Here is a 20,162-nt window from a genome sequence, read left to right on the forward strand (position 1 = left end):
GAGCGCCCGGGCGAAAGCCGGTCGCAGGGTGGAAGTGGAACATTCAATAGGGAAACAGTGTTGCAGCGTTGAAGTTCCGGTCCCGCCCGTGCGGACGCTCGCACGCGCAAGAGGAGGGGTCGAGCCACCCCTGTTAACGACATGGAGCGGACTGCCATGATCTGTGCGTAATCAGGCCGTCAAAAATCCGTAAAGCTCGGCAATACTGGTGTTCATCCAAAGAGTGTCAATGATGTTGGCCGAAAGGCCATGAAGGGGACGGAAGATGACCTTAACCCCATCGAGCATGACGGCCATTCGTTTCGGTTATGGACTCGGATCGGCGAGCGCCGCCGACGATGCAGAAACACTGATCGCAGAACTCGAGCCCGCGCGCCGGCAAGTTCCGCTATTCCCCCTTGGCGGAGCACAGCAGCGGCTTGCGGATATCCGAAACTATCTGCAAGAACAGAAACGCCTGAACCAGATGAAGGCGGCGGGTGAGTCCGACGCGGAGCCCAAAAAAGCGCTTCGCAGCCAGGCGCAGGCGCTGTTTCGCAAAGATGCCATGGCACGTATCGCACAGGCCGTGACATCCCCCTATGCCTTTCACGAGCGGCTGGCCTCGTTCTGGATCAACCACTTCACGGTCGGTGCCGGAAAAACGCCGGTGATGCTGCTGATGGTGCCGCATTTCGAGGCGGTGGCCATCCGACCGTATCTGTCCGGCTCGTTCCGCGAACTCGTTGCTGCGGCATCGCTTCACCCGGCCATGCTGACATTTCTCGATCAGGCCAAATCCGTCGGGCCGAATTCGCCGGTCGGGAAGCGCCGGGGCAGTGAAGGCTCAAACGAAAACTTCGCCCGCGAGTTGATGGAACTGCACACGCTGGGCGTCGATGCCGGATACAGCCAGGAGGATGTGCAGCAGCTAGCGCTGCTGTTGACCGGCCTGGCTATCGACCCGATGACGGGCGAGACACGTTTCGAACAGCGCCGGGCCGAGCCGGGGCAATTTACCGTTTTGGGTAAGGTCTATCAGCGAAGCGATGTGCCTTTCGCCGATGCGCGCCTGGTTTTCGATGACCTGTCTCGCGATCCCCGCACCATAAAGCATATCTCGACGCAACTGGCCTCGCACTTCATCAGCGAGCCGCCGCCTGCTGCCGTGGTCGAGGCCATGGCCAGACGATGGGAAGACACCGATGGTGATCTGACGGCCATTTATCGCGCCATGCTCGGCGAACCGATGTCCTGGGAGGCGGCGGGTTCCAAGATCAAGATGCCGCTCGATTATGTGGTGTCCAGCCTGAAAGCGCTCGATGCGGATGAAGCCGTCTTGCTGAAGGCGTCAACGGTGGGCCCAGCGCCTCGACAGGATGTGATGGCCGATGGCGATGCGGCGATGGACGGCATGATGCAACCAAAGGGACAAGGGGAGCCCACGCCAAAAGGCGGCGCGAAGCGGCAGCCGCTGGCCGGTCACGCGCTGCGCGCACTCACAGATCTTGGGCAACCGCTCTGGCGTGCCTCCAATGCGGCAGGCTTTGACGACGAATCGCAGAGTTGGCTGAGCCCCAGCCAGATTTCCGAGCGTATCGCCTGGGCAAGGCGGGCCATCGGTTATCTGGGCGCAGGTCGCGATCCGCGTGAATTTGTCGAGACGACCCTCGCCGATTTTGCCCGCGACGATACCATCCTTGTCGTTGGACAGGCTCCCAATCGTCAGGCCGGTTTGCTGGCGGCGCTGGCATCGCCCGAATTCAATCGCCGCTAAGGAGGAATTGATCATGCAAAATTCCCTCGTCTTGAGACGTCGTGATCTGTTGGGGGCGGCCTGCTGTCTGGCCGCCTCGCCTCTGGTGACGCCGGTGAGCTTCGCCGCCATGCCCGGAGAGAACCGCTTCGTCACCATTCTGTTGCGCGGTGCCATGGACGGACTGGATCTCGTGCAGCCGCATGGCGACCGCCTGTTTGCGGCGCTGCGGCCAAAATTGGCCCTGGGCGGCGATGCCGGCCTGATCGACCTCGACGGTTTCTTCGGGCTTCATCCGGAGGCAGCAGCACTGGAGCCTCTCTATCGCTCCGGCGAATTGGGATTTGTGCATGCCGTCTCGACTTCCTATCGCGATGTGCGCAGCCATTTCGACGGTCAGGACTTTCTCGAAAGCGGCGGTGCCCGGGGAACGACCGGGGAGGGCGGCTGGCTGAACCGCGTTTTGTCGCTGACCGATGCCCGGCTGTCTGCCGTGGATGTGAGCCCGACGCGGGAGATCATTCTGTCGGGCCCAAATCCCGCCGAGGTCTGGTCGCCGCGGTCGGACATGTCGCTGGCGGAGGATGAATTGCAGATGCTGGCGCGTCTTTACCGCAATGACCCCGATTTCTCCGAGGCCCTGACGGAAGCGGTGGGTCTCGACCGCTATACCGATCTGTTGCGGGGAGACGACATGCCGGGGCAGGGAAGTGCCGCGACGGCCAGAATGGCCGCGTCCCTGCTCAAGCAGACATATCGCATCGCCAGTTTCTCGCTCAATGGCTGGGATACGCATGTGAACCAGAAGGGGCAGTTCAAGTCTGCCGTCAACGGTCTGGCATCGGCCGTGATCACCTTGAAAGAGGATCTTGGACCGGCAATCTGGGACAAGACCGCGGTGATTGCCGTGACCGAATTCGGCCGCAGCGCGCGTGAAAACAGCAATGGTGGCACCGATCATGGCACGGGCGGCTGTGCGGTGATCGCCGGTGGCGCCATTCGTGGCGGAAAGGTCTTTGGCCGATGGCCGGGGCTGGACGATGCAAACCTGCTCGATCAGCGCGATCTGATGCCGACCGGCGATGTGCGTTCCGTTGCAGCGGCCCTGCTCGCCAGCCAGTATGGCATTTCACGTTCTGCATTGGAAAAGACCGTTTTTCCGGGCATGCAGTATGACGGCAAGGCGGCCTTCCTGTAGCGGCAGGCCTTGTGTCTTACTCGGCGGGCACCGGCGTCGGTTTGCCGTTCTCGTCGATGGCGACCATGACAAAGGTCGCTTCCGTCACCTTCTCCATCTTGTCTTTCAGATAGCGCTGCGCCCAGACCTCGACGGCCAGCGTGATCGAGGTGCGGCCCACCTTGGCGACTTCCGTATAGACGCAGAGTGTATCGCCGATCTTGACCGGCATGGCGAAGGCCATTTCCTGGACGCCGGCGGTGACCACGCGACCGCGGGCACGCTCAGCCGCGCGGATGCCGCAGGCCAGATCCATCTGCGCCATGACCCAGCCGCCGAAGATATCGCCCGCCGCATTGGCATCGCCCGGCATGGCAAGCGTGCGCAGGGTCAGTTCGCCGCCGGGTGCCTGCTCAGTCATGATGATATCCATCCTTCATTGCGTCGTCGCTCATCCGCCATGCTCCATGATTGTCGAGACAAGGCCAGAGCCATTGTCGGCAAGTCACAGGAAAAATGCATCGCGCGAAGACGGGTGCCAGCACACGATAAGCGCGATTAATGCTTTGCTCATGAATTTTAGGCTAATTTTAGCAATCGGAATTTACCAAATTCGAACTGTGCCGGATCACAGTCAATGACATTAATGGGGTGGGGATTTCATGAAGAACTTTGGATTGTCGACGCGATTATATGCGCTGGTGGGAATTACGCTGGCTGTTCTGGTCGTCGGAATGGCCTTCAATCTGTACATGTCTTACAACGCGCTGGTGGGCGAACGTCGCGCCACGCTGGCATCGATCGATGACGGTGCCATTGGCATTTTGAACAAATATCACGACATGGAAGTGCAGGGCGTTCTGACCCGGGAGGAAGCCCAGGCCCAGGCAATGGATGTCATTTCCGCGATTCGCTATGCGCCAGACGGCTATCTCTGGATCAACGACATGACCCCGCGCATGATCATGCATCCGATCAAGCCGGCGCTGGTCGGCCAGGATCTGACGGCCATGGCCGATCCGAACGGCAAGCATCTGTTCGTGGAATTCGTCAATACCGTCAAGAAGAGCAAGGAAGGCTTCGTCAACTACTATTGGCCGAAGCCTGGCTTCGAGGCGCCTGTGGAGAAATTTTCCCACGTGATCGGCTTTGAGCCCTGGGGCTGGATTGTCGGCACGGGCCTTTATTCCGATGACCTGCAGGCACAGTTCCTGCGCACGGTGTCCTACAGCATCGCCCTGATCGGTGCGAGCCTGGTCATCATCGCCGGTTGTGCCTTTGCCATCGTGGCAAGCGTGACACGTCCGATCCAGCGCCTGAAATCCGCCATGGCCGATATTGCCGAAGAGCGGGTCGATGCCGATATCATCGATGCCGACCGCAAGGACGAGATCGGCGGCATGGCCAAGGCACTGCTTGTCCTGCGCGATTCCGTGCGCGAACGCATCCAGCTCAGAAGCCGCCAATCCCAGCAGCAGCAGGCACTGGATGCCGAGCGGCAGGGCAATGAACGGGTGCTGCGCACCTCCGCCGAGCGGCAGGAGCATGCCATTCGCGAACTGGGCGATGCGCTGGAACGGCTGGCAAGCGGCGATCTGACCGCGCAGATCGGCGATCTCGGTGCGGACTATGAAAAGCTGCGCTGCGACTTCAACGCCGCGGTCTCCTCGCTGCAGACCATCATGACCGGGATCAACAATTCCAGCCATGTGGTGAGCGAAAGCGCCACCGGCATCAGCGAAGCGACCGGCAACCTGTCCCGCCGCACCGAACAGCAGGCCGCAGCCCTCGAACAGACTGCCGCGGCCCTGGACGAGATCACGGCCACGGTGAAGACCTCGTCCGACCGCGCCAACGAAGCGCGCGACATGGTCAACGAGACCAAGGACAGCGCAAACCGCTCGGGCGAGATCGTGCGCAATGCGGTCGAAGCGATGAGCCGGATCGAAAGCTCGTCGGACAAGATTACCCAGATCATCGGCGTGATCGACGAGATTGCCTTCCAGACCAATCTCCTGGCGCTGAATGCCGGGGTGGAAGCGGCCCGGGCCGGTGAAGCCGGACGCGGCTTTGCCGTGGTCGCGCAGGAAGTGCGCGAACTGGCGCAACGGTCCGCCAATGCCGCCAAGGAGATCAAGACGCTGATCAGCGCCTCGGCCAACGAGGTGGAGACGGGCGTGAAGCTGGTGCGCTCCACCGGCGATGCGCTGGTGGACATCGAGACACTGGTCAACAAGGTCAATGACCATGTCCACACGATTGCGACGGCTGCGCGCGAACAGTCGACCGGCCTGCAGGAGATCAACAGCTCGGTCAACCACATGGACCAGATGACCCAGCAGAACGCGGCGATGGTGGAAGAAACCACGGCGGCCGGCCAGACGCTCGCCCATGAGGCAGCCCAGCTGCGCGAATTGCTGTCACGCTTCAATCTGGCCGCTGCCAGCATGGGCAAGCGGGCGGCCTAGGCCTCCTTCATGATCTGCAAGAGGAGACGGCGCCGGGGGAGAAATCGTCCGGCGCCGTTTGCGTTGACCCTGTCAGCGCTTTCGAAACGCTGAATTGCATTTACCTTAATTTGCAAGGAAAGCTTTACGGCTGCGGCCTAGAATGACCCGATATTGCCGGTTCGCCGGCCTTGGCAGAATGGTTGTTTGTATGGCGTATTCTTCTCTGCTTGGACGCGTAACCGTGCTGGCGCTGTCGCTTTCGGCGCTGTCGGCCTGTTCGCCGGATCGCTATGTGCCGACCGCAAGCGTTGGCTCGCCGGGCAATCCCGACCGGCAGCTGGTCGGGCGCGTCAACAGCCGCGGCGATCAGCTGCTGGGGCGTGTGGGCGAGGTGTCCTACAATCCCGAACCGCCGCAAAACAGCGGCAGCGAGGGCATCGATTATCTCAATACGCCCAATCTCGCAGCCGCCGACCATACGACTGCGCAGCCCGAGCAGAGCGCAGAACAGCCGCTTTATGCGCAGGCGGGCGACGAGGATGCGCTGCCGCCGATCGATGGAGGCTATGAAGCGGCAAGCGCACAGCAGACGCCGGCAAAGCTTCCCCCCATCGATGGCGGTTATGAACAGGCCGATGCATCCGCCGACGGGACGCAGCCGCTGACCATTCCAGCCGATGGCGTCAATATCGATGCGGGGCTGGGGGTCGCAGCCGGCGGAGAGGCGCAGGTGCAGACGCAGCCATGGCAGCAACCGGGCGGCATCTCGATCGCCGAAGGGCTGACGGCCCAGCCGGTGGTGGACGGGATCGGCACCGAAAATCCGGTGGTGCTTCTGCCCAACGCCTATGACACGCCGGACACCGATGCCGTCACCGGAACGGTTGTGCGAAGGCCGTCTGCCACGCCTGCCAAAAAATAGGCCGGCACAAGGGCCGGCCAAAACCCGAAACGCGGCGGACAGGGGAACCGCGCTCCAGCAGGGATATCGCGTCGCATCCCGACTTCTGGGCTGCGAGGGGACGCTTGGACATGCGGCAGGTCTGGCGGCGGACGGGGCGGCAAACGCAGTGGATGCGTACCGCATTGCCCCATGTCATGCTTGTCCGGCGCCCAGATTGGCCTAAACACGTCACGGTTTGATGACGGACGCCGGAGGCCGGCGTCATCCGGGGAGGGCAACCAGCCATGCCGCCACTGAGCGATCTTTTGATCTTTGCCGTCCTGCTGGCCGCAGCCGGCGGCCTGGCCGGCCTGTTGGCCGGGATTTTCGGCATTGGCGGCGGGGCCGTGCTGGTGCCGGTCTTCTACCAGATCTTCGGGTTGGCCGGCGTGCCGGAGGCGGTGGCCATGCATCTGTCGGTCGGCACCTCGCTTGCGGTGATCGTGCCCACATCGGTGCGCTCCTTCATGGCCCATAGACGCCATAGCGCGGTCGATGAAAAACTGCTGAAAGGCTGGGTGCTGGCCGTGCCGCTCGGCGCCATCCTGGCGGCGATGATTGCCGCCGAAGCCTCCAGCGCCATGCTGCGCGGCATCTTTGCCGCCATCACCCTGCTGCTTGCCATCCGCATGGTGGCCAATCGCGCCAGCTGGCATCTGGGCACCGACCTGCCGGGGGAGCCTGCGACCTTTCTGGTCGGCAGCGGGATCGGTCTTCTGTCGGGCCTGATGGGCATTGGCGGCGGCGTGTTGAACAACACCTTCATGACGCTTTACGGCCGCCCGATCCACCAGGCGGTCGCCACCTCCTCGGCCGTCGGCGTGCTGATCGCGGTGCCGGGCCTGCTGGGCTATATCTGGGCCGGCTGGGGCGAGCCCGGCCTGCCGCCGCTTTCGACCGGCTTCGTCAACTGGATCGCCGTTCTGCTGATCATCCCCATCACCCTGATGATGGCCCCGATCGGCGCAAGACTCGCCCATGCCATGAGCAAACGCCAGCTGGAGATCGGTTTCGGGATTTTTCTGCTCGTGGTCTCGGCAAGGTTCTTTGTCAGCCTCGGGTGAGCGCCCAAAAGGGTGGCGTTCGCGGGAAGCTGTGTCCGATGGTGGCAATGCGGAGCTGACGAAGGAGGTTTGTCAGGGGAGGGTGTGACCGTTGGGGTATACCCCTGCGGACATGACCCTATACCCTGCCTTATGGCTCCGATGTTGTAGCGGGATCTGGGCCAAAACGGTATACGGGCACGTGAAGGAAAGTTTGGTGGCGTCAGGCCGGTGGTATCCCATGGGGGAAGTGGCTGCACGAAAGAGCTTAGATACCCCCTCGTAAAAATTTGTAGTTTCTGAGATAGCACGCCTATCTGCTGGCTCTACACGTTGGCTCTAACCGTAGCGAACGACATCCTCCTCGCTACGTTTTCTTTCTTCGGCAATAGCCTTGTTTAGTCGATCAAGCTGCTCGGCAACCCAGCGACGAATGTTAGCATTTGGGTGCGATGACCAGCTTTGAACGAGCGGGATAAGCGGCTCAAGATAGCGCTCAAGCCCTCCCCAGTAGCTCCTGGGCAATAGACGACTTGATACAGCAGCTAACACGTCTGGCTGATTGCCGAACTCTGCAACAAAAGCTTCAAGTTCGGTATGCCACTTAAGTTGCCCCCCGTCGTTCTTCTCTGCGATGGGAAGCCATGAGACGGCTGTTGCAGCGCGAGCTTCCTGCTTCTCCCGCACCCAATCCATGTAAACTTGGGGGGGCACGTTGAACGATAGTCCTCGCCCCAGATAATCGCCATCACCACCCAGGTGCTGAGCCTCAAGTAAATGCTCGGCGTAAAAACGATCATACCATGACTTGCTTGTTAGCTTTTTCGCTATCTCAGTCCATACGGTCGCAGGATAAAGAGCCATCAGGCTTTCCAGAATTTTACGAACAGGGGCATCAAGATCATAGAAAACCCGGTCCGTACCCTGTCGACATATTCTCATGACTTGCTTCGAGAGCTTCTTTGCGTAGGGCTCACTAATGGCGCTAAGCCTTACCAAACGCTCCACCATCTGCTCCATGTGGTAGCCATCCATATTGTTCGAGACGGCATCCATCAGGGTGGGTGTTACCAACACACGTTTGATTAGGTCGACCAATTCCTTGGTTACAGGATGCTTGTTGTCGTAGAGGTACATTCCGACTATATCGAGGATAGTCCAAAGCCCCTCATTTCCATGCCTTTCAAGCTCTTCCAGTAGTGGAGTAAGCGAGGATCCATTCAGCCGAGCAAGCCCGAGATTTCTGCATTGCCAAGGTTGAATATCGGCAGATGCTAGAAGCGAGATAACCAACTGAATATCATCAGACTGCAAACGGCCTGAGCCAATGAGTGCGACTGCCTCGTTTTTCAGCTTAGGTGATTGCAGCGCCAAGCGGATGAGACGTTTTGCTAGATCGCTGTCACGATCATCCGCTCCGGTGATCAATCCGCCGAAGAAGCCTCGATTTGGCGATCTTTCGCTACGCTCAGCCACCGCAACAGCAATTTGCATAAGCTCGTTCGGGTCGTTGACTTGCTTCATTAACTCCCTAGCGAAAACAAACGTACCGTGGCCATCATCGCATGCGATCCGCTCCACGGATCGTTCAGTGAGCTGCTTGTCTACTGCGATCAACTTTGCTGTCGAGGTTGCTTGTCGCGCAGCATAATCGAAGTCGCGCCCCGCATCGCTTCCACTGTCATACTTCGCATCTGGATCATGCAAATCGACCTGCCAGCCCTGCGTGTACAAAACGGCAAGTTCGACCGGATCAGTTGGCAGCAATGCGTCGTACATACCGCGAACTTCCTTGGAGATTTTTGCGGGTGTGCCTTTCTCCCGATCAAAATAAAGCCAATCTGAGATCGACATTAGCGCTTCGGGCCAGAAGCCTTTGGCACGTGTTACCTCACCGATCATCGCTTTCACTTCGGCGATGGGCAAGTCGCGTAAAAGCCCGCGAATGTGCTTGGCGAGATGGTTTCTTGCGGCCTTGGCGCAGACATCATCGCTAACCGCAATGCTTGTCAGGCGAGACACTGCGGCGCGAAAGAAATCGTGAATTTCGCCGTAGGTTTTTGGACGCCAGTCCTCTATCGCATCGGCGCTGCCGATTTGCTCCGCCCCACCGCCACGCGAATAGTGTCCGTTGTCCAACATGTGGCCGAGTGCATCGACGCAAACGCGCCTTTCAACCTCAGATGTTGATGCTAGGCCATCATCAAGAACCAATAGCCTTGCGGCAGGGTCAGCCTCTGTACCGCTGAGGTATAACTGGTAAAGCTGCCTAAATATGCCGCTGGCGTTATTGCCGTAGTTTTCATTCTCGGCCGTCGCAAGCTTCATAAGCAAATGGGCCGATCGTTCAAATGTCTGCTTCCTAAATACAAGCTTTTCCAAAGCCCAAACGAGATGGCGACGACCATCATGGGCAGCTTTTAGTTCTTCTATAGTTAGATGTCCGAATACCTTTTCGATGGTTGCAGACACGAGATCCGGCGCAACGTGTACCAGACGATCGAGAGCTTTCGAACCAAACTCCGTATTGAGCGCGGCAAAGTTGCCAAACATCTCGGGCTGAAGCAGCCTGTCAGCAAACGCCACTGCGGTTGGCGACGTGTCCATCCACTTTATACGCTTGAGCAGACTGGATTGAAGCTCCGAAGGTGCCGTCTTAAAAAAGTGAACCAGTTGCTCCGCCGTCATCACGGACAGCCGAGCAAGACCAAGCCGCGCTGCCAATGGTGTTGGGCCAACCTGCGCAAAGTCCCCACGTTGAGAAATAATGCCACGCGGCTTGAACGATAGTAGATGTTCTACAAATAGCGGCGCTGGGATATGCGCTAGCTCTGTGGCAAGAAAGCCGGCCTGACTTTCTACTCTCCCCTGCAATCCTAGCCACTCAAACAACGATGCGATCTCTAGCACTCGTTGTGCTTCCGCCACGCGTTGCTTGCCGCTCCATATGATCTTGTCGAGAACTTGTTCTGCGGAAACCAGTGTCTGTCGGCTATCTGCATCCTGCTGCGCAGCCAGCACAGCCATACTCGGAAAGCCCTCAGCAATCTCGGTGATGAAACGAGTATCACCATCGCTAAGACTAGGGGCTATGCCCTTCGCAATCTCGCCAATCAGCTTGTCGTCCGACTTCTCGACACGGATAGAAAGTGTGTTGTTTGCCTGAAGAACCTTGGTCTCGATGTCGAGCGTCACTAGCCGCAGCCGTGAATTGTTGCGAGCTGCGATGCTCGCGAGCTTATTGTGCAGATCATCTGCACACTCATCAACTACGAGAATTGCTGGAAATCCAGTAGTCGCAAGTTCCAATGCGAGCTTGACGCTTTCCTCACCGGAGATTGAGCCATCAGTGTATATCACCGAGCTTCGATCGATGTCGTCAGCGATGCTGCTTGTGCGGCCAAGTAGTTCATAGACAAAGCGTGATTTTCCGTATCCAGACGGCCCAAATACGCGAGCAATTGCTTTCTCAGAGGAAAGAAATCGCAAGATCTCGTCGGCAGCTTGCTCGTAGGTCCATGCGCTACGCTTTGGATCCGCCCGCACTTCTACAGGTACAACGCGGTTTGCGGGCGCAAACCTCGGCTCATCACTGGATTTCCAGGGTGAGTGAAAATCAGGTACCTGCCCCCACGTCTCATGGGTTTGAAATCCGGCAAGGTTGCGCCCCATGCGTTGTGAGGCTAGCCACAGGGCGACAGCAGGATGGGTATTGACCCAATCAGCTATGAGATTGGCGTCATATACCTCGATTGCGGCAGCATCGTTGGGGTCACCGCCGCCTGCGGTAATTGCAGAGCGAATAGCTTTTACAAGCTTTGTCCGCTTCGCTGTAACCATCCGTTCCCGGCAAAATATGACATAGCCCGCTTTGCGTGAGAGAACCTCACGGATGACCGGGCTTAGCTCTGGTGGCTTCGCCTTAGCCACCTTTAGAACCTCATCGCGAACACGGCTCTCTGTCAGATTTTGGGCCTTCGACTGAAACGCGGTAAAGCGACTTGGCAGATATGCGGTAGATGTTTGCCCACCGTCCCACTCGACACGACCATCCTCTCCGCCGTCAGCTATGGTGATTTGCAAAGGCACAGCCGCTCCGCGTAGGGGGATTCCAGCAAGGCGGCTCTCAGACAATACGAGGCGTTTCAGGAGCTTTACCAATGTCTTGTCGTCGAGATCCGCGATGAAATCAGGATCAGCTTGAAACAACATAATTGCTCCTCTTGCGATACACTTGTCTGCCTAACCTGCCGCTATAGAAAACACGCTGAAGTAGCGCTCCTCATCTCTAACATAAGTGCTACCTCTTCTGCCTGCTCGTCACAATGATGGTTTCTGGGACTGCGAATGGCAACGCGTACGCATTGAAGGTGTACAGATTGACGTGAAGCATCCACTCCCATAGACTTGAAGCGGTATGAATGGAGGCCTCCATGCCAAGAGCAGCAGTCGAAGACAACGAGCGCATGAGCCTGCGTATCGCAGCGACAGCGAAGGCCAAGCTGCTGCGGGCGGCCGCATTGCGCGATACCGATCTCACCAGTTTCGTCACGCAATCCGCGCTTCGAGAAGCCGAGGCGGTGATTGCCGAAGCCGAGGTCGTCAAGGTGTCGGAACGGGACTATCTGCGCATCCTCAATCTTCTGGAAAACCCACCCAAGCCGAATGCCAAGCTGCGTGCTGCCGTCGCAGCGCTGCCGGATACTCTATGAGCCTGCCGCAATGGCATGAGGAACCGATCAAAAAATCGCATGATCGGTCTTCCTTCGATTGCGGCGATGCGCAGATGAACGCGTTTTTGCAGCGCTTTGCACGGCAGAGCCATGAACAGAATGCAGCCAAGACCTTTTGTGCTGTCGATAATACGATAGCAGACCGCATCCTTGGTTTTTACACCATAGCACCTGCGTCTGTGGCGCATGAGGCCGTACCCGCATCGATGACGAGGGGACTGGCACGCCATGAGGTACCGGGCTTCAGGCTTGCCCGTCTGGCGACGGACCGTGCCCTGGCGGGGCAGGGATTGGGAGGACAACTCCTAGCCGCAGCAGCCTTGCGTTGCCTGCGGCTTGCCGGTGAAGGCGGCGGTCTTCTCCTCATGATCGATGCCAAGAGCGAACGTGCTGCCGACTGGTATGCTTCTTTCGGAGCGGAGCCGCTGCAAGACAGACCACTGACCCTCGTTTTGCCGCTTGCCACCTTTGCCCCCGATTTACGCGCCAGGGGCCTGCTGTAAGGGGAGGCGCGATATGCACTCCTCAACGCCTGCTCGCGCCTGTTGCGTGCTTCCCGATCCTGTGACACGCAGAGACACAAACGGGGGGCATGGTGTCTGCCCAGCCACCCCTGAAAGCCCGGTTTCCGAGGCTTTTCTGCGATGGCACGCCTTCGTTTCCCGGCCTCATTCCCCTAATCCAGCTCGCTTGGCGCATGGTCGGTCAAGAGGTCGGTCCGTTTCGATGCCTGCCGCTCTTCGTCGATCTGCTGTGCAATCGCCGGATCGGCGCTGACATCGGCTTTGGTCTGTTGCGGCTTTGTCGCGGGCGTCTTCTTGGATGGTTCGGGCGTTTTGGCGGCTTTGTCTTGCGTCCCCAAGAAGGACGAACCGCCCGGCATGGAGCTGATATTCACCCGATAGATGGGCTCGGGCAGGGAGAAGCCGGCGGCTTCGATCGCATTCTTCGTCACGCGCAGAGCTTCCGAGCGGGCCTTGATGAAATCGGTCTCGTTCTGATCGATCCAGGCGCAAAAGCGAAGGAGGATATTGGAATCGCCCACCGTCTCGATCCAGCCGTCTGCGGGCGGTCTGGTCAAGGTGAAGTCGAGTGTTTGAAGGCTGTCTATGCCGATTTTCAAGGCGACATCGAGCGCGCTTTCGGCATCCACCCCGAGGGCAAAATCGAAACGCCGTTCGGGATTGCGGGTGTAATTGATGATCGTTGCCTTGAACACGACGGCATTGGGTATGCGCACGTGATTGCCGGACGCGTCGAGCAGGATGGTGGCACGCGAGGTGAGGCGGGTGACAAAGCCCTCCTGGCCCTCGATGCTGACATAGTCCTTGGGCCGAAACGGCTGGCGCAGGCTGAGCAGGATACTGGCGAGATAATTCTCGACCGTATCGCGAACGGCAAAGCCGACGGCCAGACCGACGATGCCGGCGGCCCCCAGAACCGTGCCGATCACCGTTGCCGCCCCGACAATGTCGAGGGCCAGCAGCGCACCGATGAGGATGAACAGGATCCACACGAATTGCTTGAGCAGATCGGCGATGAAGATATTGGGCGCTATGCGCGACCAGGGCCAGCTGCGCGAGGTGATGAACCAGCCGAAGACAATGAAGGCGCCCCAGAGAATGAGCGCCACGCCGACCAGCGGCAGATAGCGAATGCCGTCCTGAAAACGGGTGAGCACCCGTTCGAAGACCGGCGTCAGGCGCTCGTCGATGGAGGTCTCTTCCTGCAGGGTGTTGGAGACCGCAACCACGCCCTCCACGCGTTTGGCCAGGGCCTCGGCCTCGTCGATCAATTGCGCGTTGGCCACGGTGCCGAGCAATCTGACAACGCCGGATGCCACCTTGACGTCGACCGTGCTCAAGCCGTCGATTTCCCGGTAGATGGCGCTCAGGCGCTTTGAAATCGCGACATCTTTGTCGGGGCTCGACTGTGCCGAGATCGCCGGCGCATCGGCATTGGTCTGGGCAAAGGACGGCTGTGTTTGCAGGAGGATAAATGCTGCCAGGCAGGTGACGGCGATCAGGCGTGTCTTCGAAGTTCTGTTGCGCATCGTTTCCCCAGCCGTTGTGGACGCCTACCTTCTGCTATTCAGGATGGAAGGTCCAGATGCCGGTCTGTTGTCGGGTTGCGCGGCTTGCGGGACACCGGCAATGCACGCGGTGCAAGATGCCCCCTTACACCACCACCCCGGTGCGATTGTTCGACATCGTCTGCTTGCGCTCGGCGCGTTCCTGCTGGGGCGAGCGGTTGTAGAGTTCGCGGTAGCATTTGGAAAAATGCGAGGCGGAGACGAAGCCGCAGGCAACCGCGACCTCGACGACCGGCATGGAGGATTGCACCAGCAGATGGCGGGCGCGGTCGAGGCGGATTTCGAGGTAATAGCGGGCAGGGGAACGGCCCATTTCCTGGCGGAACAGCCGTTCGATCTGGCGACGCGACAGGCCGGCACCGTCGGCGATTTCGAGCAGCGACAGAGGTTCGGCCAGATTGTTTTCCATGAGTTCGATGATCTGCAGAACCTTGGAATTCTGCACGCCGAGGCGTGCCCTGAGCGGCAGGCGCTGGCGATCATGCGGGCTTCGCACGCGGTCGGTCAGATGCTGTTCGCAGACGCGGTTGACCAGACCCTCGCCAAAATCCTCGCCAATCAGGTTCAGCATCATGTCGAGCGAGGCCGTGCCGCCGGCGCAGGTATAGATATTGCCGTCCACCTCGTAGAGATCGGCATAGACATCGGCCTGGGGGAAATGTTCGGCAAAGCCCGGCAGGTTTTCCCAGTGGATGGCGCAGCGCTTGCCGTTGAGCAGGCCTGCCTGCGCCAGCACATGGGCGCCGGTACAGAGCGAACCGATGGCCGCACCGCGGTTATAGACCTCGCGCAGCCAGGCATTGACCGACTTGTTGCGGAATTCCTCCACATAGATGCCCGAACAGACGATCACCATGCTCGGCCTGTTTTCGCCCGACAAAAAGCGTCTCTCATCGGCAAGAGATGTGTCAGCATCCATGGCTATACCACTGGAAGAGAACACTTTTTCGCCGTCGACAGAGGCCAGCCGCCATTCATAGGCCTGGTAGCCCAGCATGCGATTGGCAATGCGCAAGGTCTCGATGGCACCCGCAAAGGGCAGCAGCGTGAAATGCGGTACCATAAAGAAAACAAGCGAACGTTTTTTGGTCGGCGATTTGTTCATGCTGAAAGCCCGTGCCCGCGAATATGCCAATTCCTTGCGTGGAAGCCTGCCACGGAGATGGCTCAAAAGCGACAGGGCAATAGCAAAAAACGTCTTATGCGTGCATGGATGATTAAATTCGCGACATTTTGATGGCGCGCCTAAGCAAGCGGCATTCACTGCCGCCCAAAAAGCGCCGGCGGCCTCAGCGAGCGCTTATTTTGGCCCGGTCGGCTGCCGGCCAGCCGATATCCTTGCGCACGGAAAACGGCAGGCTGGCCAGCGCGTTTTCAGCGCGGCGGCGCGCCTGCCAGCAGCGATAGGTATAAAGCAGGGCAAGGGCGCGGGCAAGCAGGCGGCCGACAGGCGGGTGGAACGGGGCGGCTGCCACTGAACGCGGTGCGGTGATATAGGCCATGATGGTATCCTTTCGTCCTTGGCCAGGCGCGATCGAGCGCCGGATGTCGTTATGACATCGCTAGATAAATCACTCAAACGAATGTTGTTTGTGGTATCCATCACAATCCGTGATGAATGTTGCGGACCGTCCGGTGCGAACGCTCAGGCCTTGGGCGGCCAATCGACGTCGCGCAGGATATGCGGCGGCAATTTGGACAATTCGCGCTGGGTCTTGCGCCGGTCGTCAGACCGTTTTGCCGCTTCCGCGATCTCGCGGTGGCCGAACAGCCCGAAAAGTCGGGCAATGATGCCGATCAACATGGCGCATTCTCCTTCGTTTCGTTGCCATGACAGGAGAATGCGCCCCATTTGACATTCAATCAAACGCAATGATATCATCTTCATGTTCAATTAAATTGAAGGTCATTGCCATGACGGTTTCATTCAGACAGCCTCTTCCGCTACTCGACAATGACGTGCTGCGCACCTTTGTCGCCATTGCCGAGACCGGCAGTTTTTCCATGGCAGCCGAGACCGTGTTTCGCACGCCCTCTGCCGTGTCGATGCAGATCAAGAAGCTGGAAGAGCAGTTGGGGGCAGCGCTGTTCCTGCGCGATGCCCGCTCGGTGCGGCTGACGGCGGGCGGCGAGACGCTGCTCACCTATGCGCGCCGCATTCTGGCCTTGTCCAATGAGGCGGTGTCGCGCTTTCGCATGCCCGACCTGCAGGGTGTCGTGCGTCTCGGCGCGACCGACTATATCGGCGAGCGGTTCATGCCCGGCATCTTGCGGCGCTTTGCCGAAACCTATCCCTCGATCATGGTGGATCTGACGGTCGATTCATCCAATGCGCTGCGCAAGCGGCTGCAGGAACAGCGGCTGGACCTGACGCTGGTCAATTGCACGCCAGGGGGGGCGGAGCCTGAAGGCGAAGCGATCTTCCGTGAACAGCTGGTCTGGGCGGGCGCCAAATGCGGGACCGCCTATCTGCGCGAACCCTTGCCGGTGTCGATCTGGGAAGATGGCTGCTGCTGGCGCGCCGAGGCGCTGACCCAGCTGGAAAAGATCAAGCGCCCCTATCGCATAGCCTATCTGTCGGCCCATACCATGGCGCAGCGCGCCGCTGTCGTGGCCGATCTCGCCGTGGCCCCGCTACCCAACAGCTATCTGACCGACGAGATGGTCGCGCTTGGCTCGCGCCACAGCCTGCCGGAGCTTGGAAGCTTCGAGGTGCGGCTGCTCTTGAGCGACAACAAAAGCGAGATCATCCAGGCCGTCGCCGACAGCGTGCGCTATGCCTTCGGAGAGATGCATCCGAACATGGCGGCGGCGTAGCCGGCGAACGGCCTGCAGCGCTCCTTCGTCATCTACTCGTCCGATTTCACCTGGACATGGGACATCAGCGCGAAGATCAGCGTGCCCCCGACCATATTGCCAAGCAGCGTCGGCAGGGCGAAATCGACGACCACCTGATAGAGGCTTGCCTGTCCCTCGGCATAGAGGAACATGGCCTCGATCGCGCCGACGATGATATGGGTGAAATCGCCGATGCCGATCACATAGGTGACGAGGAAGATCACCAGCAGATGGGCATTGGTGATGCGGTGAAGCATCCACACCATGGTGGCGATCAGCCAGCCGGCGAGAATGCCCTTGGCAAACATCTGCAGCGGATCGTTTTCCATCATGTGCAGGCCGATCTTGGTGAAGGCCTGCATCACATCGGTGTCGAAAACGGGCATGGTGGTGATGAAGGCGACGGCGATGGCACCGCCGATGAAATTGCCGGCAAGGGCCGTGCCCCAGATGCGCAGGAGCTTGAACAGATTGCGCCCGGTCGGTTCCGACATGAAGGGCAGGACCGGCGTCAGCGTGTTTTCGGTAAACAGCTGCTGGCTTGCCAGCACCACCAGCACAAAGCCGACCGTGTAGCCCATGGCATCGAACAGGAAGGAAAATTCGGTATCGGGCAGATGCGCCATCAAGATGCCGCGCGCCATCAGCGATGTGCTCATGGTCATGCCGCCGGCAATTGCCGACCACAACAACGCCAGCACATCGCGATTGATCTCCTTCTCGCCGTCGCGGCGAATGAGCTCGTGAATGGCAGCGGAGGTGGAGGGAAGTTCGTCCTCGATCTCGTCAACGGTATTGGCGTCTTCTTTGGTCTGTTTCGGCATCGGTCGGGCGTTCCTGGCGAGAGCCGCCAGCATGTCTGCGGCGGGGCCTGCAGAACACAGGCCAAGGCCTCAACGCGTCACGCGCCGTTTTGTTGCACAGATCGCACCCGCTGAAAGCGCGGATCACTCCCGATTGCGCCGCCGCCTGCGTCCGCCGCCGTCGCCGTCAGCCTCTGCCAGCACCTTGCGCTCGGGCAAGGTGACGACGTTCGAAAGCTGCGGAAAGGCATCGACCTTGTTGGGCAAAGCCATGGCGTCGATGAAGAGCTGCTGGAAATGTGGCTCAAGCGCCGTTTCGATCTTCTCGATACGCTTGACCGTGTCCTCGATCTCGCGGCGGCTGGCACGGTTCAAAAGACACATCAGCGCGCCGTCGCCGGCCGCATTGCCGACGGCCTTGACTTCGCTCAGGTCGCAATCGGGGATCAGCCCCAGCACCATGGCGTATTTCGGATCGATGAAGGAGCCGAAGGCACCGGCAAAGCGGATCGTGTCGACATGGTCGATGCCGAGTTTTTCCATCAAGAGCTTGATGCCGGCATAGAGGGCAGCCTTGGCCAGCTGAATGGCCCGCACATCGTTTTGCGTGACGATGATCTTCTGCGCGCCGTCATGCAGAAGATAGGAAAAGGTGCGGCCATTGGCAAAGACCCGTGGCGAACGCTCGGCCATCGCGCCATCGACGACACCATCGGTCGAGATGATTCCGGACAGATACATTTCAGCCACCACCTCGATGATCGCCGAACCGCAGATGCCGGTAATGCCGACCTTGTCGGCGCCTTCGGCAAAGCCCGGCTCATCCGACCACTGGTCGACGCCGATCACCTTGAAGCGGGGTTCGAGCGTGGCCGGATCGATGCGCACGCGCTCGATCGCACCGGGGGCGGCACGCTGGCCGCAGGAGATTTCGGCACCCTCGAAGGCAGGACCTGTGGGCGAGGACGCAGCCACGACGCGGTTCTGATTGCCGAGCACGATCTCGGCATTGGTGCCGACATCGACCATCAGCATCATCTTGTCCTGGCGGTGCGGACCTTCCGACAGCGTAGCGCCGGCAGCATCTGCGCCGACATGGCCTGCAATGCATGGCAGGAGATAGACGCGGGCCCCGTGATTGATGGCCAGATCGATTTCGCGCGACCAGGTATGCACCTCGCCGGAGACCGCCAGAGCAAAGGGGGCCTGACCGAGTTCGGTCGGGTCGATGCCGAGGAACAGGTGATGCATGATGGGGTTGGCGACAAAGGTGGCGTCGAGAATGTCGTTGGCATCGATGCCGGCCTCGGCGCAGACCTTGGCGGTGAGCTCGTTGATCGCCTGACGAACGGCTTTCGTCATGGCTTCGCGACCGTCCGGATTCATCATCACATAGGAGACCCGGCTCATCAGATCCTCGCCGAAACGGATCTGGGGATTGGGCGCGCCGGACGAGGCAATGACGCGTCCCGACAGCAGCGAGACCAGATGCATGGCGATGGTGGTCGAGCCGATATCGCAGGCAATGCCATAGGCTTCGTTATGGAGGCCGGGCCAAAGCGCGATGAGGTTGGGACGCGATCCTTCGAGATCCCGGTGGATGGCGGCCGTCACTCCCCAATTGCCCTTGCGCAGAATGCCCTGGACCTGCGGCAGCAGATGCTGGGCGACCAGAATATTTTCCCAGCCCCAGTCCTTTTCCAGCATCAGGTTCAACCGGTCGAGATCGCCCAGCGGCTTGTGCATGTCGGGCTCATCCACCTCGACATAGCAGAGCTGGACCGCCGGATCGCGTGTGAACAGACGGGTGGAGGCGGATTTGCGGATCACCTGGGCATTGACGACGGTATCCTGCGGCACGTCGATGACGAGATCGCCGAGGATCTGCGCCGAACAGGACAGGCGGCGCCCGTCGGGTATGGTGCGCACTTCCGCATATCGCTTCTCCTTCGCGCCGACCGGGGAGATATGGTCATTGGAAGAGACGATCTTGTGCTTTGCAAACGAGCCTTGCTGCACCTCGATCTGGCAGCGCCCGCAGGTGGCACGACCGCCGCAGACGCTTTCCACATAAACGCCAAGCTCACGGGCGGCATCGAGCACAGTGGTGCCGACCGGAAACCGGCCGCGTTTGCCGGATGGCATGAAAAGGACGAGGGGATCGGTTTGCGACGCATCATTCATGGCGTGTTTTCCAGCGTCGAACGAACGCAAAAGAGCAGGAATCATGCCCGATGGGGCGGCTTCTGACAGGAGAGAATGCCCAAGCATGTCCCTTGGCAATTGTCTATTCCCGACATGGTGCCATTTAGTTGCGCAATCGCTTGTTTGCACGATGTCGACGGCTT

The 20,162-nt window shown here is 59.7% G+C and carries 16 protein-coding genes; 8 read left to right on the plus strand and 8 right to left on the minus strand.

Annotated elements, in window-relative coordinates; translation table 11 throughout:
* Positions 1-265 precede the first annotated feature (265 nt).
* Together ACQQ2Q_RS08695 and ACQQ2Q_RS08700 are read left to right on the plus strand one after the other, a co-directional pair.
* Entirely contained in the window at positions 266-1,756 is a 1,491-nt protein-coding gene (locus ACQQ2Q_RS08695) for a DUF1800 domain-containing protein (RefSeq protein WP_428186666.1), read from the plus strand.
* A 13-nt stretch (positions 1,757-1,769) separates the two neighbouring features.
* Complete coding sequence (locus ACQQ2Q_RS08700; RefSeq protein WP_428186667.1) at positions 1,770-2,933, plus strand: DUF1501 domain-containing protein; 1,164 nt, start codon at positions 1,770-1,772, stop codon at positions 2,931-2,933.
* A gap of 16 nt (positions 2,934-2,949) precedes the next feature.
* Here ACQQ2Q_RS08700 and ACQQ2Q_RS08705 read toward each other — a convergent pair whose 3' ends face one another.
* Entirely contained in the window at positions 2,950-3,333 is a 384-nt protein-coding gene (locus ACQQ2Q_RS08705; RefSeq protein WP_428186668.1) for an acyl-CoA thioesterase, read from the minus strand.
* Between the two features lie 241 nt (positions 3,334-3,574).
* On the opposite strand from ACQQ2Q_RS08705, the gene ACQQ2Q_RS08710 reads away from it, so the two are divergent.
* The 3 genes from ACQQ2Q_RS08710 to ACQQ2Q_RS08720 all read left to right on the plus strand — a co-directional run bounded on the left by ACQQ2Q_RS08710 (position 3,575) and on the right by ACQQ2Q_RS08720 (position 7,369).
* Positions 3,575-5,380 (plus strand): methyl-accepting chemotaxis protein, encoded by a 1,806-nt coding sequence (locus ACQQ2Q_RS08710; RefSeq protein ID WP_428186669.1) that lies wholly within the window; start codon positions 3,575-3,577, stop codon positions 5,378-5,380.
* A gap of 190 nt (positions 5,381-5,570) precedes the next feature.
* Entirely contained in the window at positions 5,571-6,284 is a 714-nt protein-coding gene (locus ACQQ2Q_RS08715) for a hypothetical protein (protein WP_428186670.1), read from the plus strand.
* Between the two features lie 266 nt (positions 6,285-6,550).
* The gene (locus tag ACQQ2Q_RS08720) at positions 6,551-7,369 is read left to right on the plus strand and encodes a sulfite exporter TauE/SafE family protein (RefSeq protein WP_428186671.1); all 819 of its coding nucleotides are present in this window, start codon (positions 6,551-6,553) and stop codon (positions 7,367-7,369) included.
* 318 nt (positions 7,370-7,687) lie between these two features.
* On the opposite strand, the gene ACQQ2Q_RS08725 is transcribed toward ACQQ2Q_RS08720, so the two are convergent.
* A complete protein-coding gene (locus tag ACQQ2Q_RS08725) occupies positions 7,688-11,560 on the minus strand; it encodes a hypothetical protein (protein WP_428186672.1) in 3,873 nt (1,290 codons plus the stop codon).
* A gap of 221 nt (positions 11,561-11,781) precedes the next feature.
* Here ACQQ2Q_RS08725 and ACQQ2Q_RS08730 point away from each other — a divergent pair, with 221 nt between their 5' ends.
* Positions 11,782-12,060 (plus strand): DUF1778 domain-containing protein, encoded by a 279-nt coding sequence (locus tag ACQQ2Q_RS08730; RefSeq protein WP_428186673.1) that lies wholly within the window; start codon positions 11,782-11,784, stop codon positions 12,058-12,060.
* The gene (locus tag ACQQ2Q_RS08735) at positions 12,057-12,584 is read left to right on the plus strand and encodes a GNAT family N-acetyltransferase (RefSeq protein ID WP_428186674.1); all 528 of its coding nucleotides are present in this window, start codon (positions 12,057-12,059) and stop codon (positions 12,582-12,584) included. Before ACQQ2Q_RS08730 ends, ACQQ2Q_RS08735 begins: the two co-directional genes overlap by 4 nt.
* 173 nt (positions 12,585-12,757) lie before the next feature.
* On the opposite strand, the gene ACQQ2Q_RS08740 is transcribed toward ACQQ2Q_RS08735, so the two are convergent.
* The 4 genes from ACQQ2Q_RS08740 to ACQQ2Q_RS08755 form a co-directional block, all read right to left on the minus strand.
* Positions 12,758-14,134: a mechanosensitive ion channel domain-containing protein gene (locus ACQQ2Q_RS08740; protein WP_428186675.1), complete on the minus strand. Its 1,377-nt coding sequence runs from the start codon at positions 14,132-14,134 to the stop codon at positions 12,758-12,760.
* A 124-nt stretch (positions 14,135-14,258) separates the two neighbouring features.
* Positions 14,259-15,278 (minus strand): GlxA family transcriptional regulator, encoded by a 1,020-nt coding sequence (locus tag ACQQ2Q_RS08745; RefSeq protein ID WP_428186676.1) that lies wholly within the window; start codon positions 15,276-15,278, stop codon positions 14,259-14,261.
* 184 nt (positions 15,279-15,462) lie between these two features.
* Complete coding sequence (locus tag ACQQ2Q_RS08750; RefSeq protein WP_428186677.1) at positions 15,463-15,675, minus strand: hypothetical protein; 213 nt, start codon at positions 15,673-15,675, stop codon at positions 15,463-15,465.
* A 143-nt stretch (positions 15,676-15,818) separates the two neighbouring features.
* Positions 15,819-15,977, minus strand: a complete 159-nt coding sequence (locus tag ACQQ2Q_RS08755) for a hypothetical protein (protein ID WP_428186678.1) — start codon at positions 15,975-15,977, stop codon at positions 15,819-15,821.
* A gap of 110 nt (positions 15,978-16,087) precedes the next feature.
* On the opposite strand from ACQQ2Q_RS08755, the gene ACQQ2Q_RS08760 reads away from it, so the two are divergent.
* Positions 16,088-16,990, plus strand: coding sequence for a LysR family transcriptional regulator (locus ACQQ2Q_RS08760; protein WP_428186679.1), 903 nt, complete (start codon positions 16,088-16,090; stop codon positions 16,988-16,990).
* Between the two features lie 32 nt (positions 16,991-17,022).
* Here ACQQ2Q_RS08760 and ACQQ2Q_RS08765 read toward each other — a convergent pair whose 3' ends face one another.
* Together ACQQ2Q_RS08765 and ACQQ2Q_RS08770 are read right to left on the minus strand one after the other, a co-directional pair.
* Positions 17,023-17,835, minus strand: a complete 813-nt coding sequence (locus ACQQ2Q_RS08765; RefSeq protein WP_428186680.1) for a formate/nitrite transporter family protein — start codon at positions 17,833-17,835, stop codon at positions 17,023-17,025.
* A gap of 123 nt (positions 17,836-17,958) precedes the next feature.
* Positions 17,959-19,998, minus strand: a complete 2,040-nt coding sequence (locus ACQQ2Q_RS08770) for an ASKHA domain-containing protein (protein WP_428186681.1) — start codon at positions 19,996-19,998, stop codon at positions 17,959-17,961.
* Positions 19,999-20,162 lie beyond the last annotated feature (164 nt).

It is taken from the genome of Agrobacterium sp. ES01 (assembly GCF_050320885.1).
Taxonomy (GTDB): Bacteria; Pseudomonadota; Alphaproteobacteria; order Rhizobiales; family Rhizobiaceae; genus Allorhizobium.

What these genes read in the sequence shown, in the direction of transcription:
- ACQQ2Q_RS08750 (WP_428186677.1), bottom strand. Translation starts at nt 15,675, where the DNA reads ATGGCCTATATCACCGCACCGCGTTCAGTGGCAGCCGCCCCGTTCCAC.
- ACQQ2Q_RS08745 (WP_428186676.1), bottom strand. Translation starts at nt 15,278, where the DNA reads ATGAACAAATCGCCGACCAAAAAACGTTCGCTTGTTTTCTTTATGGTA.
- ACQQ2Q_RS08765 (WP_428186680.1), bottom strand. Translation starts at nt 17,835, where the DNA reads ATGCCGAAACAGACCAAAGAAGACGCCAATACCGTTGACGAGATCGAG.
- ACQQ2Q_RS08760 (WP_428186679.1), top strand. Translation starts at nt 16,088, where the DNA reads ATGACGGTTTCATTCAGACAGCCTCTTCCGCTACTCGACAATGACGTG.
- ACQQ2Q_RS08725 (WP_428186672.1), bottom strand. Translation starts at nt 11,560, where the DNA reads ATGTTGTTTCAAGCTGATCCTGATTTCATCGCGGATCTCGACGACAAG.
- ACQQ2Q_RS08720 (WP_428186671.1), top strand. Translation starts at nt 6,551, where the DNA reads ATGCCGCCACTGAGCGATCTTTTGATCTTTGCCGTCCTGCTGGCCGCA.
- ACQQ2Q_RS08770 (WP_428186681.1), bottom strand. Translation starts at nt 19,998, where the DNA reads ATGAATGATGCGTCGCAAACCGATCCCCTCGTCCTTTTCATGCCATCC.
- ACQQ2Q_RS08710 (WP_428186669.1), top strand. Translation starts at nt 3,575, where the DNA reads ATGAAGAACTTTGGATTGTCGACGCGATTATATGCGCTGGTGGGAATT.
- ACQQ2Q_RS08705 (WP_428186668.1), bottom strand. Translation starts at nt 3,333, where the DNA reads ATGACTGAGCAGGCACCCGGCGGCGAACTGACCCTGCGCACGCTTGCC.
- ACQQ2Q_RS08730 (WP_428186673.1), top strand. Translation starts at nt 11,782, where the DNA reads ATGCCAAGAGCAGCAGTCGAAGACAACGAGCGCATGAGCCTGCGTATC.
- ACQQ2Q_RS08735 (WP_428186674.1), top strand. Translation starts at nt 12,057, where the DNA reads ATGAGCCTGCCGCAATGGCATGAGGAACCGATCAAAAAATCGCATGAT.
- ACQQ2Q_RS08715 (WP_428186670.1), top strand. Translation starts at nt 5,571, where the DNA reads ATGGCGTATTCTTCTCTGCTTGGACGCGTAACCGTGCTGGCGCTGTCG.
- ACQQ2Q_RS08695 (WP_428186666.1), top strand. Translation starts at nt 266, where the DNA reads ATGACCTTAACCCCATCGAGCATGACGGCCATTCGTTTCGGTTATGGA.
- ACQQ2Q_RS08740 (WP_428186675.1), bottom strand. Translation starts at nt 14,134, where the DNA reads ATGCGCAACAGAACTTCGAAGACACGCCTGATCGCCGTCACCTGCCTG.
- ACQQ2Q_RS08755 (WP_428186678.1), bottom strand. Translation starts at nt 15,977, where the DNA reads ATGTTGATCGGCATCATTGCCCGACTTTTCGGGCTGTTCGGCCACCGC.
- ACQQ2Q_RS08700 (WP_428186667.1), top strand. Translation starts at nt 1,770, where the DNA reads ATGCAAAATTCCCTCGTCTTGAGACGTCGTGATCTGTTGGGGGCGGCC.